11 protein-coding genes and 1 tRNA gene are annotated in these 14,918 nt (G+C 67.9%); 8 read left to right on the forward strand and 4 right to left on the reverse strand.

Features of this window, described 5'->3' with window-relative positions; genetic code table 11:
- From NIBR502770_RS03600 to NIBR502770_RS03610, 3 genes are read right to left on the reverse strand one after another with little or no spacing between them, the layout of a single operon-like run.
- Complete coding sequence (locus NIBR502770_RS03600; protein ID WP_141181053.1) at window positions 1-2,469, reverse strand: DUF3488 and transglutaminase-like domain-containing protein; 2,469 nt, start codon at window positions 2,467-2,469, stop codon at window positions 1-3.
- Complete coding sequence (locus NIBR502770_RS03605; protein ID WP_141181054.1) at window positions 2,466-3,929, reverse strand: DUF58 domain-containing protein; 1,464 nt, start codon at window positions 3,927-3,929, stop codon at window positions 2,466-2,468. The genes NIBR502770_RS03600 and NIBR502770_RS03605 overlap by 4 nt, the downstream gene beginning before the upstream one ends.
- A 9-nt stretch (window positions 3,930-3,938) precedes the next feature.
- A complete protein-coding gene (locus tag NIBR502770_RS03610; protein ID WP_141181055.1) occupies window positions 3,939-5,039 on the reverse strand; it encodes a MoxR family ATPase in 1,101 nt (366 codons plus the stop codon).
- Between the two features lie 164 nt (window positions 5,040-5,203).
- Between NIBR502770_RS03610 and NIBR502770_RS03615 the strand changes: the two genes are divergently transcribed.
- The 5 genes from NIBR502770_RS03615 (at window position 5,204) to NIBR502770_RS03635 (ending at window position 11,359) form a co-directional block, all read left to right on the forward strand.
- Complete coding sequence (locus NIBR502770_RS03615) at window positions 5,204-6,109, forward strand: TatD family hydrolase (protein WP_141181056.1); 906 nt, start codon at window positions 5,204-5,206, stop codon at window positions 6,107-6,109.
- 255 nt (window positions 6,110-6,364) lie between these two features.
- A complete protein-coding gene (locus NIBR502770_RS03620; RefSeq protein WP_246857386.1) occupies window positions 6,365-7,561 on the forward strand; it encodes a resuscitation-promoting factor in 1,197 nt (398 codons plus the stop codon).
- Window positions 7,562-7,671: 110 nt separating this feature from the next.
- Window positions 7,672-8,544, forward strand: a complete 873-nt coding sequence (gene rsmA, locus NIBR502770_RS03625; RefSeq protein ID WP_141181057.1) for a 16S rRNA (adenine(1518)-N(6)/adenine(1519)-N(6))-dimethyltransferase RsmA — start codon at window positions 7,672-7,674, stop codon at window positions 8,542-8,544.
- Window positions 8,541-9,500, forward strand: a complete 960-nt coding sequence (locus NIBR502770_RS03630; protein WP_141161142.1) for a 4-(cytidine 5'-diphospho)-2-C-methyl-D-erythritol kinase — start codon at window positions 8,541-8,543, stop codon at window positions 9,498-9,500. Before rsmA ends, NIBR502770_RS03630 begins: the two co-directional genes overlap by 4 nt.
- 32 nt (window positions 9,501-9,532) lie before the next feature.
- Window positions 9,533-11,359, forward strand: a complete 1,827-nt coding sequence (locus NIBR502770_RS03635; protein ID WP_141161141.1) for an ABC-F family ATP-binding cassette domain-containing protein — start codon at window positions 9,533-9,535, stop codon at window positions 11,357-11,359.
- Window positions 11,360-11,408: 49 nt separating this feature from the next.
- On the opposite strand, the gene NIBR502770_RS03640 is transcribed toward NIBR502770_RS03635, so the two are convergent.
- Window positions 11,409-12,035, reverse strand: coding sequence for a TetR/AcrR family transcriptional regulator (locus tag NIBR502770_RS03640; RefSeq protein ID WP_141161140.1), 627 nt, complete (start codon window positions 12,033-12,035; stop codon window positions 11,409-11,411).
- A 133-nt stretch (window positions 12,036-12,168) separates the two neighbouring features.
- Between NIBR502770_RS03640 and NIBR502770_RS03645 the strand changes: the two genes are divergently transcribed.
- The 3 genes from NIBR502770_RS03645 to NIBR502770_RS03655 all read left to right on the forward strand — a co-directional run bounded on the left by NIBR502770_RS03645 (window position 12,169) and on the right by NIBR502770_RS03655 (window position 14,805).
- A tRNA-Gln gene (locus NIBR502770_RS03645) sits at window positions 12,169-12,240 on the forward strand.
- Window positions 12,241-12,343: 103 nt separating this feature from the next.
- Window positions 12,344-13,822, forward strand: a complete 1,479-nt coding sequence (glmU, locus tag NIBR502770_RS03650) for a bifunctional UDP-N-acetylglucosamine diphosphorylase/glucosamine-1-phosphate N-acetyltransferase GlmU (RefSeq protein ID WP_141181058.1) — start codon at window positions 12,344-12,346, stop codon at window positions 13,820-13,822.
- A 2-nt stretch (window positions 13,823-13,824) separates the two neighbouring features.
- A complete protein-coding gene (locus NIBR502770_RS03655) occupies window positions 13,825-14,805 on the forward strand; it encodes a ribose-phosphate diphosphokinase (RefSeq protein WP_141181059.1) in 981 nt (326 codons plus the stop codon).
- The last annotated feature ends 113 nt before the right edge of the window (window positions 14,806-14,918 follow it).

Here is a 14,918-nt window from a genome sequence, read left to right on the forward strand (position 1 = left end):
TCAGCCTCCGCGGGACCTGCTGCCGGCGTCGTCCGTTGCTGGCTCCGCCCGCCCCCCGGGACGCGGCAGGTGCCGGATGGTGCGGCCCGCTGCGCTGAACGGCATTCCCAGCAGCAGCCCCAGGCGGCGCATGACGGACCGGGGGAGCCATGAGGCCGCCCACCGCCTGGACCGGGTAGCGTTCGCCTGGAGGGACTCCTCCACGGCGGCAACCCCGGCAGCAAAGTCCTCGCCCGCCGGCCGTTCACTGCCGGGACGGCCGTACCTGTGCTGTTCGAAGGCCGCGGTAAGGGATGCCACCGCCACGTGGGCGTCCCGGTCCATACCGTCCGGCTCGCCCAGCAGCGCGCTGCGGAACCGGGCCGCATAGGTCCTCGGCGTCTCGCTCTCTCCGGGCGGCAGCCCATAGTCGGTGCCGAGGTCCCTCAGTTCGCTCCACGCCAGGGGGACTGCCAGGTCCGGACGCTTGGGGTGCAGCCGTCGCGACCGGGTGCCGGCGCGGACCATATGCGGGGCGCCGGCCAGGAGCAGCAGGGCACCGGCTCCGGCCGTGCCGAGGAGCCAAGGCAGCAACTGCGGGCCGTCGCCGGTGCCGCTGCCGCCTGCGCCGGGTACGGGCTGTGCAGTTGCCGTGCCGGCCGGTGAGGGCACCGGGGCAATATCAGGAATGAGTCCGTCGTTGTTGCCCAGGGACTCGGCACCGGATGATGCCGAAGCCTCGGTGGCGTAGTCGGGAACAACTCCACGGGAGGGCGTTGGTTCGAACGCCACCCAACCAAGCCCCTGGAAGTACAGCTCGGGCCAGGCGTGGGCGTCGCGCGCATCCGCCTCGTACTCCGGGAGCGAGCCCTGCCCGGCCACCGTGATGCTGGCCCCGGTCAGCCTGCCCGGCGCGTAACCCACGGCAATCCTGCTCGGAATGCCTTCCAGCCTTGCCATTACCGCCATCGCGGAGGCGTAGTGGATGCAGTACCCACTCTTTTGCTGCAGGAAGTCGGCCAGGACCGAGAGCCCGTTGCCGTCGTAGCCGCCCTGCACCGGTGATTGGAGCGAGTAGGTGAACTCGGAGGACCGGAGGTACTTCTGGATGGCCATGGCCTTCTGGTATGGCGTCCCCGCGCCTCCAGCCACGCTCTGCGCCGTGGTTTTCACAATGTCCGGCACATTGCCCGGGACCCTGGTAAACACATCGGCGATGCCCCGGGCCTGACCCGAGGACTGGGCCAGCAGGGCTGAAGTGAGCTTGGGCACCGCGGAGGTCACCAGGTATTCCTGCCGCCGGGTGGTGGTGTCAGTGCCCTTGATGCTCAGCGTGGCGGGATCCCAGGTCCACTGGCCGCCCAGGCCGCTGACGGTTTCCGGCGCATAGGGGACCGGGAGGTACGGGCTCGTGAAGGACCCGGCGTCGATGGCGGTGACAAGGCGCACCTGCTCGTCGGTGAGGACCGGATAGCCGGGGTCGATCCGGCCGTCCAGCGGCACCCTGGAGCCGGTACGGTCATCCGGGCCCCAGGAGTCGCCGTCGAAATTCTCCACCGTCACCGAGCGAAGGTAGAGAGGTACGGGCGAATTGGTGGCGTACGTGATCCTGCCGCTTCCGTCAGGGGTGCGCAGGCTGCTGCCCAGCGTGATCATCGGGTTGAGGCCGGTGGAGCTGCCCCACGGGTTCAGCCGTGACCCCTGCGGGAAGGTGCCACGGTCGAAGCCGGGAATGGCCAGGGGCAGCACCAGGGTGGCGGCCAGGGCTACGGCGCCGGTGACGGCAGCCCGCCGCATCAGCCCCGGGCTGCGTGCCGACCCGCCCTGCACCCTGCCGTCCGGTGCGAACCACTGGCTGCAGGCAAGGATCAGCAGGTACCCCGCCGCCGTGGCAACGAAACTCCAGGCGCCCACACTCTGGGGTTTGATCATGGCCGGGACCACCAGCAGGGCCAGCAGCCCGACGCCGGAAGCCGCGGGCATGCCCAACGGCACCGCGAGGGCATCGACCAGGATGACGGCCAGGCCGAGAATGGCGCAGACCACCATGACAATTCCGGCGTTCGGCGCCACGGGCGCTGTCTCGGCCAGGACTGTTTCGCTGGCGCGCTGGATCAACTTGTCCAGCTCAGGCAGTGTGGCTCCGGTGGGGAAGACCCAAAGGAAACTGGAACTGCGGAAAAACGTCAGGGTCAGCACCCCGCCCAGGGCCACGAACCCGCCGGCGGTCACCAGCAGGGGCTGGGCGCGAACGGAACGGAGTGCTGCCATGGTGAAGGCCACCGCCATTACCGTGGTCATGGCGGCCCAGTACCAGTTCCAGCCGCGAAGGACGCCGTTCAGGGACAGGGCAGCGCCGCAGGCCGCCGCCGCAATGGCTGCCGCCATGGCCCAGGGATAGGCCCCCGGGCCCGTTCGCCGGGCAGGCACCCCGGGATTGTCGTGCGCTTGCTGCCCCTCACCCGTTGGCCGGGCCGGTGCCATGGTCATTTGGCCACCCCCGCTCCCCGGCGGACCTCCGACGCCGGCGCCACCGGGAGGGCCGGCTCCTGCCCGAACTGGCCCCACACCGCAGAAAGCCGGGTGTTGGGCCCCGCGGCCACTGCCCGCCAGCCGCCCTGCCGGAGTACCTCCAGGACATGCTGGAACTCCGCGGGACGTTCCACCGCCAGGAGGGCGAATGCGTCCGTGCCATATGCGGCTGCCGGAGCAAGGGCCGCCGCTTCCTCGCCGGTAATCCGGCCCAGCACTGCAATCAGCGGCCCCCTCATCCGGTGGGCGGAGAGCTTGTCCATCAAGTGGTCGTCAAACGCCGGCGGCCCCTGGTCGATGCCCGGATGCGTCCGCGTTCCCGTGGCCCGGTGCTCCGCGGCACGCCCGCCTTTGTCCGGGAGCACGCCGTCCCGCCGTGGGTGGAGCGGGCCGGAGAGGTGGATCGCAGCCAGGCTTTCGGCGATCGACTGCAGGCCGGACGGGCCGCTGTACTCCTCGGCCGCCGGCTCGGGGGAAGAGGGCGAGTGCAGGAACGCTGGTTCGCCTCCGGCATCCAGCAGGCGAAGGCCGTAATTGCGTTCTGCCAGGTGCGCGCTGACGGACATGGCAGCAACAACCGACCATTCAAACGTGTCGCTGGTGGCCGGCGCATGCCCGTCGTGGCCCCGCAGCCCCGGGGACGAGGTGCCCGGCCCACCTGCGAACGCACCGGAACGGTGGTCCAGGATGATGGTCGCCTCCGGCGTGGTCACGGATTCCTCCTGCCGGACCATCAGGGCCCCGTGCCTGGCCGTGGCAGCCCAGTGGACCCTCCGCATCGGGTCGCCGTGGCGGTATTCGCGGGTCATTACGTCGTCATCGCTCGGGTTCGCCCGGACCCGCGTGGCGGTGACGCCGTCGTTGCCCCGGGCTCCTGCCAATCCAGTGGCAGGCAGGACGACGGCGGCAGGCGTCACGGTGAGGACGTCGCCGTCGTCAATGGACCGCCGGTGCAGCGACAGACCGAAGGGGTCGGTGAACTCGGCCGTGACCGGTCCAATCCTGAACTGCCCGCGATACCTGGACGTGAGGTGGTATTCGTAGCGGCTGGTGCCGCCGGTGGCGGCGCGGGACGGGAACCGGAAGGCGGGCGGGTGGCCGAACTGCGCCGGGAGCCGCTCCTCCATGACCACCCGCCCGCTGCCCGGGCCGGTCCTGGCCACCGCGAGGGAGACTACCGCCGGCGCCGAGGTTTCCACCGGAGAGGGGTTGAATTCCCGGTAGACCCGGAAACGCGGTTTGACGAGGCGGACGCCGGCAAGGGAGACAAGGGGCAGCAGAAGCAGCAGCAGTGCCAGGGTCAGGAGGTCACGGCGTCCCATGACCTGGGCCGCAGCGAGCGCGAAGGCGCCTGCTGCCAGCATGCCCCACCCGCGCCTGGTGAACAGGTGCCGCGGGAGCTTGTCCAGGAGGGCCATGGCATCCGCCTAGCGGTTCCTGCTGCCGGCTGGGGCCCCGGCCCGGTCGGGCTGCCCGGCGGCAGCCTGCGGCACGGGCAGCCGGGACAGGATGCCCCGCAGGACGCTGTGCGGTGTTTCGCCGGCGCCGGCAGCCTTCCGGTCAAGGATGATCCTGTGCGCCAGGACTGCCTCTGCCACGTCGCCTACATCGTCCGGAAGGACAAAATCGCGTCCGTCCAGGGCTGCCGTGGCCTTGGCGGCGCGCAGCAGCTGCAGCATGGACCGGGGGCTCGCGCCGAGCCGCAGCAGCGGGCTTTCCCTCGTGGCCCTGCCCACTGACACCGTGTATTCCTTCACCGGCCCGGACACGAAGACCTGCTGGACGCTGGCAATCATGGCGGCGACATCGCCGGCTGTGACCACGGGGGAGACGTTCGCCAGCGGCGAGACCGCCTGATGGGTCTCGAGCATCTCGATCTCGGCGTCCTTGTCCGGGTAGCCCATGGAAATCCTGGCCATGAAGCGGTCCCGCTGTGCCTCGGGCAGCGGATACGTCCCTTCCATTTCGATGGGGTTCTGGGTGGCCACCACCATGAACGGCTCATCGAGTTTGTAGGAGGTGCCGTCCACCGTCACCTGGTGCTCCTCCATGCATTCCAGGAGTGCGGACTGGGTCTTGGCGGATGCCCGGTTGATTTCGTCGCCGATAACAATGTTGGCGAACACTGCACCGGGCCGGAATTCGAAGAGCCTGGAGGCCTGGTTGTAGATGGACACCCCCGTGACGTCGGAGGGCAGGAGGTCGGGGGTGAACTGGATGCGGTTGACGGTGCAGTCAATGGTGCGGGCAAGGGTTTTTGCCAGCAGGGTCTTTCCGACGCCGGGCACGTCCTCCACCAGCAGGTGGCCCTGGGCGAGGAGGACAGTGAGCGCCAGCTTGGCGGCATCGGATTTGCCGTCGATGACCGTGTTGACGGTGGTCAGGATGCGTTGCGCGGCTGCGTGGAAGGCCCCGGACTCCATGGGTGCCGGCCTGTGGCCGTTCAGGTGGCTGACGGGATCGGCGACGCCGGCCAGGTTGAGGTTCGGTGCGCTTCCATTGTTGGCAGTGCGTCGGTGGGGTTCCATCGGCAACCTTTCAGCCCGGGTTTCACCTGGACGTGACAGCAAGCCTGCCTTCGCCCCTCGGTGGGCGTGCGCGTGTGTTCGTTCCAGACTACTAACACAACTGCCCTGCCTGACAGAGAGTTCCGGCAAATATGGGGGAGTCATGTGGCCGCTAGGCTGATTGGATGTGCGAATCGTCCATTCCCCCCGCCTACCGGGCGCCTGCCGCAGATGCAACCACGGATCCCGACGCAGGACGCCGCAGGGATTTCCCGCCGGCGCCGGAACCGTTGCCGGTCCCGGTCATGGACAACCACACCCACCTGGACTTCCCGGAAGGAAAGGGCCCGGTAGGGGTCAAGGCTGCCCTCGACGCAGCAGAGGCCGTCGGGGTGCTGGGTGCTGTGCAGGTTGGCTGCGACCTGGAGTCCTCGCGGTTCACAGTGGAAGCGGTGGACCTGGACGAACGGCTCCTGGGAGCGGTGGCACTGCATCCCAACGATGCCCCGCAGTACGCGGCCCGGGGTGAACTGGAAGCGGCCCTTGCCGAGATCGAACAGCTCGCCGCGCATCCCCGCATCCGGGCCATCGGCGAAACCGGGCTGGACTTCTACCGCACGGAAGGGGCGGGGCTGCGGCACCAGGAGTACTCGTTCCGGCGCCACATCGATATCGCAAAGCGGCTGGACCTGACCCTGCAGATCCATGACCGGGACGCGCACGGTGACGTGGTCCGGGTACTCCGGGAGGAAGGGGCGCCGGAACGGGTGGTGTTCCATTGCTTCTCCGGGGATGAAGACCTTGCCAGGACGTGCAATGAGCAGGGCTGGTGGATGTCCTTCGCCGGCACCCTGACGTTCAAGAACGCTGCAAACCTGCGGGCCGCGCTCGCGGTCGCTGCCCGGGAGCTTGTCATGGTGGAAACGGACGCCCCGTTCCTCACGCCGCACCCGCACAGGGGGCGTCCGAACGCGAGCTACATGGTCCCTTACACCGTGCGGGCCATGGCAGAATTGACAGGCTCCGACCTTGCCGCCCTGTGCACCGCAATCAGCGAAAATACCGTACGGGCATACGGATCCTGGTCCTGATCGCTGCCTGCCGCACCACCGCCGACCGTATACCTGGTATGCAAAAATGTTGGCTGCTTTATAACGCTACGGTTACAGTGGACAACTATTAGCCGGGGTCGGGGAAGGCCAACGGGTAATTTCACTCCACTTGCAGCCGGCCCGGCTTGACCAATATCCGGCCATAAAGCTGTGCGGAGTGTGGCGGCGCACCGGTGCCCGGACCCTCCTTTCGAGGTTGCTCCGGGCATTTTATTGCGCATTCCCCGTGCCCGGATGGACCGAGAGTTACGGGCAATCGTGATCAAGTTCTTCACATCGGACGGCAAGTTCAGCTTTATTAAGGTTGGCGCCCAGCTGCTGGTGCTTTGCGGCCTGGTCGCAGGCCTCGTAGCCTTCGTGGGCAATAACAAAACAGTCACGCTCAACGTGGACGGCCAAGCGTCGTCCGTGCAGTCCTTTGGTGGAACAGTGGCACAGGTGGTCAAGAGCGCCAACCTGGACCTGAAGCCCGGCGACCGCGTCTCGCCCTCCCTGGACGCCACCGTCCAGGACGGCACCATCATCAACATCAACCAGGCCAAGGAAGTCAAGGTCAGCCTTGACGGGGCCGAGAAGACGGTCAACACCACGGCGCAGGACGTCGAGGACCTGGTGACCGAACTCGGTGTGGCCAGCGCCTCCTCCGTGTCGGCGCCGAAGGATGCCACCCTTGCGCTGGCTGGTTCCTACGTCTCCATTTCCACGCCCAAGACCGTCAGCATCGTCGCGGACGGCAAGGTCAACACGGCCACCACCACCGCACCCACAGTGGGCAAGGTCCTTGAAGACTCCGGAGTGACCCTCGGCGCCAACGACCGCACCTCGCAGCCGGCCAACGCCAACGTGGTGAACAACATGGTCATCAAGGTCTCCCGGGTGGACACCGGCCAGACCGCGGTCACCAGCGAGGACGTCCCCTTCGATACGGTCACCGCCGAAAGCGCTGACATGCTTAAGGGTGAGAAGCAGGTGACCCAGGCCGGGACCGCTGGGAGGATCGAGCGCACCTTCAAGCTGGTGCTCGTGGATGGCCGGGAGGCCTCCCGCACCCTGGTGTCGGAGAATATCGCAGTCCAGCCCGTCACCGAGAAGGTCACCGTGGGCACCAAAGCCAAGCCGGCCGTCCAGGCCGCGGCGGCCCCCGCCGCTGCAGGTGCCAACACCGGCGCGGCAGCACCGGCCATGATGAACGAGGCCATGTGGGACAAGATCGCCCAGTGCGAGTCCACCGGCAACTGGAGCATCAACAGCGGCAACGGTTATTACGGTGGCCTGCAGTTTGACATCCAGACCTGGATCGGCGCCGGCGGCGGCGCTTACGCCCCGAACGCGAGCCTCGCCACCAAAGCCCAGCAGATCGACATCGCCAACCGCGTCTACGCGCAGCGCGGCCTGTCGCCGTGGGGCTGCGGCTGGGCAGCCAGCCGCTGATCCGCACGGCACAAGCGCAGCTGACGGCAATGGCCGGCCCCGGGTACTCCGGGGCCGGCCTTTGCCGTTAACCGGGAGGGCCGGCGTGCCGCGCGGGATAGGATACCTAGGTGACTGAACCGATCCCCGCCGTGCCCGCACCGCTGTTCGGTGCCTCCGACATTCGGCGGATGGCAGCGGAAATCGGGGTCAGGCCCACCAAGACCCTGGGCCAGAACTTTGTCATTGACGGCAACACGATCCGCCGCATTGTTGCGGCCGCGGGCGTGCGGCCGGACGAAACGGTGCTTGAGGTCGGTCCTGGCCTCGGCTCCCTGACGCTGGGCCTGCTCGATGCCGCAGCGGCGGTCGTCGCCGTCGAGATCGATCCTGTCCTCGCCGCAAAGCTCCCCGAGACCGTGAAGGAATGGCGGCCCGCGGCCGCCAACGCCTTCCACCTGGTGCACGCCGACGCCATGAAGGTCACCGAACTGCCGGTGGAACCCACCGCCCTGGTGGCCAACCTGCCGTACAACGTGGCCGTTCCCGTGGTGCTGCACCTGCTGCAGCATTTCCCCAGCCTGAAGCACGGACTGGTGATGGTGCAGGACGAGGTAGCGGACCGCCTGGCCGCCGGGCCGGGATCCAAGACCTACGGTGTGCCGTCCGTCAAGGCCGCCTGGTACAGCCAGATGCGCAAGGCTGGTGTGATCGGCATGAACGTCTTTTGGCCGGCCCCGAAAATCCACTCGGGCCTGGTGGCCTTCACCCGCCGCGAACCACCGGCCACCACTGCCACGCGCGAGCAGGTGTTTGCCGTGGTGGATGCTGCGTTTGCGCAGCGGCGCAAGACGCTCCGTGCGGCACTGGCCGGCTGGGCCGGCGGAGCACCGGAAGCCGAACGCTGCCTGCTCGCGGCGGGCGTGGACCCCACCGCCCGCGGCGAAGTCATCGACATCGCCGCATTCGCCCGGATCGCCGAAGCCAGGGAAAACCGCCCGTGAGCGCGGCAGGGCGTTTCGCTGCCAGGACCGTCCGGGTCAAGGCGCCCGGCAAGGTCAACGTGTCCCTGGCAGTGGGGCCGCTGCGGGCGGACGGCTACCACTCGGTGGCCAGCGTCTATCTCGCGGTGTCCCTGTACGAGGAAGTGGCCGCCACCAGTACCGCTGCCCCCGGCATCACCATCAGCCTCAGTCCGGAAAGCACCCTGGACCTCGACGACGTCGACATCCCCCTGGACAGCAGCAACCTGGCCTACAAGGCGGCCGCCATCATGGCCGACGTCTCGGAACACGCCACCGGCGTGCATTTGGAGATCACCAAGCGGGTACCGGTGGCCGGCGGCATGGGCGGTGGTTCCGCCGACGCCGCTGCCACGCTCCTGGCCTGCGACGCCCTCTGGAACAGCGGGCTGTCCCGCGAGGAGCTGGCCCACCTCGCAGGGGAACTGGGCGCTGACGTTCCGTTCTCGCTCCTGGGCGGAACCGCCGTCGGCCTCGGCTTGGGGGACGAACTGTCTCCGGCCCTGGCCAAGGCGCAAACCCACTGGGTGCTGGTAGTGGCGGATTACGGCCTCTCCACGCCCGAGGTGTACCGGACCCTGGACCGCCTGCGCGGGGCCGGGGGAATCGACGCCGAAGAACCCACCGGGGTTGATCCGCAAATCCTTGCGGCCCTGCGGGGCGGCGACGCCGAGTCCCTGGGCCGCGTACTGGTGAACGACCTGCAGCGTGCCTCCATTGAACTCGCGCCTGCGCTGCGCGATACGCTGGGAATCGGTGAATCCCATGGCGCCATCGCGGGCATGGTCTCCGGATCCGGTCCCACCGTGGCGTTGCTGGCCGAGGACTCCGTTGCGGCCGCTGCCCTGGCAGAGGACCTGCAGCGCTACGGCCTGACGGCGCTCCCTGTCCACGGCCCGGTCCCGGGCGCGCGCATCATCTCCGACACCCTCCTTTAATACTTCCAGTCCGGCAGCAGAAAGCAGTTCCCTTGGCACACCTTCTTGGCGGCGAGAACCTCACGGTTTCCTACGCGACCCGCACCGTCCTGGACGGCATCACCCTGGGATTGGAGGAAGGGGACCGGATCGGCATGGTGGGCCGCAACGGTGACGGCAAGTCCACCCTGATGCGGCTGCTGGCCCTGCGCTCCACGCCCGACTCCGGCCGGGTCACCAAGCGCGGTGACGTCAATGTCGGGTACCTGGACCAAAGCGACGTCCTCGACGGCGACCTGACCGTCGGCGCCGCGATCGTGGGCGACCAGGCGGATTATGAGTGGGCGCGGAACCCGCAAATCCGCGAGATCATGGGCGGGCTGGTGTCCGACGTCGACTGGCATGCCAACGTGCACGCCCTCTCCGGCGGCCAGAAGCGGCGCGTGGCCCTGGCAAAGCTCCTCATCGAGGACCACGACGTCATCATGCTCGACGAACCCACCAACCACCTCGACGTCGAAGGTGTTGCCTGGCTGGCCCGGCACCTGAAGACGCGCTGGCGGCCTAACCAGGGCGCCTTCCTGGTGGTCACCCACGACCGTTGGTTCCTCGACGAAGTCTGCACCAAGACGTGGGAGGTGCACGACGGGATCGTGGACCCCTTCGAAGGCGGTTACGCCGCCTATGTGCTGGCCAGGGCCGAACGGGACCGGATGGCCTCCGTGGTCGAAGGCAAGCGCCAGCAGCTGGTCAAGAAGGAACTGGCCTGGCTTCGCCGCGGCGCCCCGGCCCGCACCGCCAAGCCGAAGTTCCGGATCGAGGCAGCCAACGCGCTCATCGCGGACGTTCCGGCTCCGCGCGACTCGATGGCCCTGAGCAAGATGGCCACCGCGCGCCAGGGCAAGGATGTCCTGGACCTCGAGAACGTGTCCCTGAACTTCCAGGGCGATGAGGGCAGGAAGCTCTTCGACAACATCACCCTCCGCCTCGCACCGGGGGAGCGGCTCGGCCTGGTGGGCGTCAACGGCGCCGGCAAGACCACCCTCCTGAAGCTGCTCAACGGCGAGATCACGCCCGACGCCGGCCGGCTGAAGCGGGGAAAGACCGTGGTCACCGCGGTCCTCACCCAGGAAGTCAAGGAGCTCGACGACGTCGCTGACCTGCGCGTCATCGAGGTCATCGAGCGGGAAAAGCGTTCGTTCAACGTGGGCGGCAAGGAATTCACGGCCGGCCAGCTGGTGGAGCAGCTCGGATTCACCAACCAGAAGCAGTGGACACCCGTGCGCGACCTCTCCGGCGGTGAGCGGCGACGCCTGCAGCTCCTCCGGCTGTTGGTGGGTGAACCCAACGTGCTGATGCTCGATGAGCCCACCAACGACCTCGACACCGATACCCTCGCCGCCGTGGAGGACGTCCTGGACGGCTGGCCGGGCACCTTGGTGGTGGTCAGCCACGACCGCTACCTGCTGGAGCGCGTCACCGACCACCAGATGGCCCTGCTCGGCGACGGAAGGCTCCGCGGCCTTCCCGGCGGCGTGGACCAGTACCTCGAACTGCGTGAAGCGGCATTGGCCGGTTCAACCGTCACGGGCGGCGGAAACCCCGTCACCAGTGCAGCCCAGGCCGCGGCAGCAGCGACTGGCACGGGCCCCTCCGAGGCGGAAAAGCGGGAGGCCCGCAAAGCCCTCAACCGGATCGAACGGCAGCTCAAGAAGCTCGACCAAGACGAAAAGAAGCTTCACGACCTGATGCTGAAGACCACCGAAGCCGGCGACTTCGACAAGCTCGCCGACCAGAACAAGCAGCTCAAGGACCTCACGGACGAAAAAGACGCCCTGGAACTCGAGTGGCTGGAGTCCTCCGAGCTCCTGGGGGACTAGGTCACCTTGGGTGCCGGAGACGGCCCTGCGCCGCGAAGGTGACCAGCGCCTAGAACTCTGACTGCAGCTCCGGGTCCTTTTTCAGGCCGGTGAGGCCGTTCCAGGCGAGGTTGACCAGGTGGGCGGCCACGGTGTGCTTGTCCGGCTGGCGGCTGTCCTGCCACCACTGGCCGGTCATGGCCACCATGCCCACGAGCATCTGGGCGTACATGGCGCCGTCCTCGCCGCTGAGGCCGCGGCGGGAAAACTCGTCGGAGAGGATGTGCTCCACGCGGGCAGTGACGTGGGAGAGCAGGGTGGAGAACGCGCCCTCGGGCTGCGACGGGGGAGCGTCGCGCATCAGGATACGGAAACCCTCCGTGCGCTCCTCGATATAGGTGAGCAGGGCCAGGGCGGCCCGTTCGACGAGGACGCGCGGTTTGGCCTGCTCGGTCAGGGCGGCGTTGACGGCGTCCAGCAGGATGTGGAATTCGCAGTCCACCACTTCGGTGTACAGCCCTTCCTTGGAACCGAAGTGTTCGTAGATGACCGGTTTGGACACTCCCGCGCAGGCGGCGATTTCCTCAATGGTGGTTCCATCCAGCCCCCGGGCGGCGAAAAGGCCGCGGCCGACGTCGATCAGCTGGCTTCGGCGCTGCAGGCCAGTCATCCGCATCCGCGGAAGGTTGTTGCTCACCTTCCCATCATGCCCCACCGCCGGCGGCGGGATTCAGCCGGACGGGCGGCGGCCGAACGCCCCGTGTCGCGCAGGGCCCTGAACCCGTGGCAAAATAGGGACTTGTGCCCGGGGCTTGAGACTTCCGGCACGGTCCGCTCTGGTGTAACGGCAGCACCCCGGCCTTTGGAGCCGTGGAGTATAGGTTCGAATCCTATGGGCGGAACTGCTGCGCCGGGCGCGATCATGAGGATGGCACCCGGTGCCCGGCGGCTTGGCCCGCCGGGTTCCGCCAAGCGCCAGCACAACGAAGCAAGGAGAACCCGTACGTGATCCCCGAGAATGCCGGCCCGGCCGCTGTAATTGTTCTGGCAGCAGGCGCCGGTACCCGGATGAAATCGCGTACCCCCAAAATCCTGCATGAAATCGGCGGCCTGTCCATGGTGGGCCACGCCCTCCGCGCCGCCCGCAGCATCGCCCCCCAGCGCCTTGCCATCGTGGTGCGCCATGAACGCGACCTGGTGGAAGCGCACGTGGCGGCGCTGGATCCGCAGGCAGTGATCGTGGACCAGGATGATGTCCCGGGCACGGGCCGGGCCGTTGAAGCCGCGCTTGAGGCGCTGCACGCTGACCAGGACCTCACCGGCACCGTCGTGGTGACCTATGGCGACGTGCCGCTGTTGTCCGGTGGGCTGCTGACGGAACTCGTTGCCACCCATGAGCGCGAAGGCAACGCCGTTACGGTCCTCACGGCGGTCCTGGATGACGCCGCCGGCTACGGCCGCATCCTCCGCGGAGAGGACGGCTCCGTCACCGGCATCCGCGAACACAAGGATGCCTCCGAGGCCGAACGGCTGATCCGTGAGGTCAATTCCGGGATCTACGCCTTCGACGCCGCCGTGCTCCGTGACGCGCTGGCCAAGGTGACCACGGACAACGCCCAGGGCGAGAAGTACCTCACCGACGTGCTGGGACTGGCACGCGAGGCAGGCGGCCGCGTGGCAGCCGTCGTCACCGCCGACCGCTGGCAGGTGGAGGGCGCCAATGACCGCGTCCAGCTGGCCGCCCTCGGTGCAGAGCTGAACCGCCGCACCGTGGAAGCGTGGATGCGTGCCGGCGTGACCGTGGTGGACCCTGCCACCACGTGGATCGATTCGTCGGTCACCCTGGACCAGGACGTCCGGCTCCTGCCCAACACCCAGCTTCACGGCACCACGACGGTGGCCAGGGACGCCGTCGTCGGCCCCGACACCACCCTGACCGACGTCGAAGTCGGCGAGGGCGCCACGGTGGTCCGCACCCACGGCTCCGGCTCGGTGATCGGCCCGCGCGCCGCCGTCGGCCCCTTCACTTACCTTCGCCCCGGCACCGTGCTTGGTGAAAAGGGAAAGATCGGCGCCTTTTACGAAACCAAGAACGTCACCATTGGCCGCGGCTCCAAGCTGTCCCACCTGGGATACGCCGGGGACGCGGAAATCGGCGAGGACACCAACATCGGCTGCGGCAACATCACGGCCAATTACGACGGCGAGAAGAAGCACCGCACGGTGATCGGCTCAGGTGTCCGCACCGGCTCCAACACGGTCTTTGTTGCCCCGGTCACCGTGGGGGACGGTGCCTACAGCGGCGCCGGCGCGGTGATCCGCAAGGACGTACCGGCCGGCGCCCTTGCCCTGAGCATCGCCGCCCAGCGCAACACCGAAGGCTGGGTCCCGGCGCACCGCCCGGGGACCCGCTCCGCCGAGCTGGCCCAGGCGGCCACCCACGACTCCTCAAGTACCCCGGCATCTACAGAAGAGGGCAAGTAACAATGAGCGAAATTACGGCGCACGGCGAGAAGAAGCTGGTGCTCGCCTCCGGGCGGGCACATCCTGAGCTGGCAAGGGAAATCGCCAAGGAGCTCGGCACCGAACTCCTCCCGCTGGATGCCTACGACTTCGCCAACGGTGAGATCTACGTCCGGGCCGGTGAAAGCGTCCGCGGTACCGACGCCTTCGTGATCCAGGCCCACCCCGCCCCGCTGAACAACCACCTCATGGAACAGCTGATCATGATCGATTCGCTGAAGCGTGCCTCCGCCAAGCGGATCACGGTGGTTTCGCCGTTCTACCCCTATGCCCGCCAGGACAAGAAGGGCCGCGGCCGCGAGCCGATCTCCGCCCGGCTGGTGGCGGACCTCTACAAGACCGCCGGTGCGGACCGCATCATGAGCGTGGACCTGCACACCTCCCAGATCCAGGGCTTCTTCGATGGCCCGGTTGACCACCTGATGGCCATCCCGCTGCTGGCCGACTACATCCGCACCCGGGTGGGTTCGGACAACATCACCGTGGTGTCGCCGGACACCGGCCGCGTCCGTGTCGCCGAACAGTGGGCCGAACGGCTGGGCGGCGCGCCCCTGGCCTTCGTCCACAAGAGCCGCGACCTCACCGTCCCCAACCAGGCCGTCTCCAAGACCGTCGTGGGCCAGATCGAGGGCCGCACCTGCGTCCTGATCGACGACATGATCGACACCGGCGGAACCATCTCCGGGGCCGTCACCGTCCTGAAGAACGCCGGCGCCAAGGATGTCATCATCGCGGCCACCCATGCCGTGTTCTCCGACCCCGCAGCCCGGCGCCTCTCCGAGTCAGGTGCACGCGAAGTGGTGGTCACCAACACGCTGCCGCTGAATTCGTCCCAGCGCTTCCCGCAGCTCACGGTGCTTTCCATCGCCCCTTTGATTGCAAGGGCCATCCATGAAGTGTTCGACGACGGTTCGGTCACCAGCCTCTTCGACGGCAAGGCCTAGGACAGTACTTGACGAAACCCCGCCGGCAGGGTTCCCTGGGCGAGCTTGCGGGCTCAGGGGGCCGGTGGGGATTTAAGGAAAAGGTCGCCGTGCTGGTAGTCTTTTAGGCGATA

The sequence above is a fragment of the Pseudarthrobacter sp. NIBRBAC000502770 genome, assembly GCF_006517815.1.
GTDB lineage: Bacteria > Actinomycetota > Actinomycetes > Actinomycetales > Micrococcaceae > Arthrobacter > Arthrobacter niigatensis.

Coding starts and splice junctions, on each gene's coding strand:
- NIBR502770_RS03600 (WP_141181053.1), bottom strand. CDS start 2,469: ATGACCATGGCACCGGCCCGGCCAACGGGTGAGGGGCAGCAAGCGCAC.
- NIBR502770_RS03605 (WP_141181054.1), bottom strand. CDS start 3,929: ATGGCCCTCCTGGACAAGCTCCCGCGGCACCTGTTCACCAGGCGCGGG.
- NIBR502770_RS03610 (WP_141181055.1), bottom strand. CDS start 5,039: ATGGAACCCCACCGACGCACTGCCAACAATGGAAGCGCACCGAACCTC.
- NIBR502770_RS03615 (WP_141181056.1), top strand. CDS start 5,204: ATGTGCGAATCGTCCATTCCCCCCGCCTACCGGGCGCCTGCCGCAGAT.
- NIBR502770_RS03620 (WP_246857386.1), top strand. CDS start 6,365: ATGGACCGAGAGTTACGGGCAATCGTGATCAAGTTCTTCACATCGGAC.
- NIBR502770_RS03655 (WP_141181059.1), top strand. CDS start 13,825: ATGAGCGAAATTACGGCGCACGGCGAGAAGAAGCTGGTGCTCGCCTCC.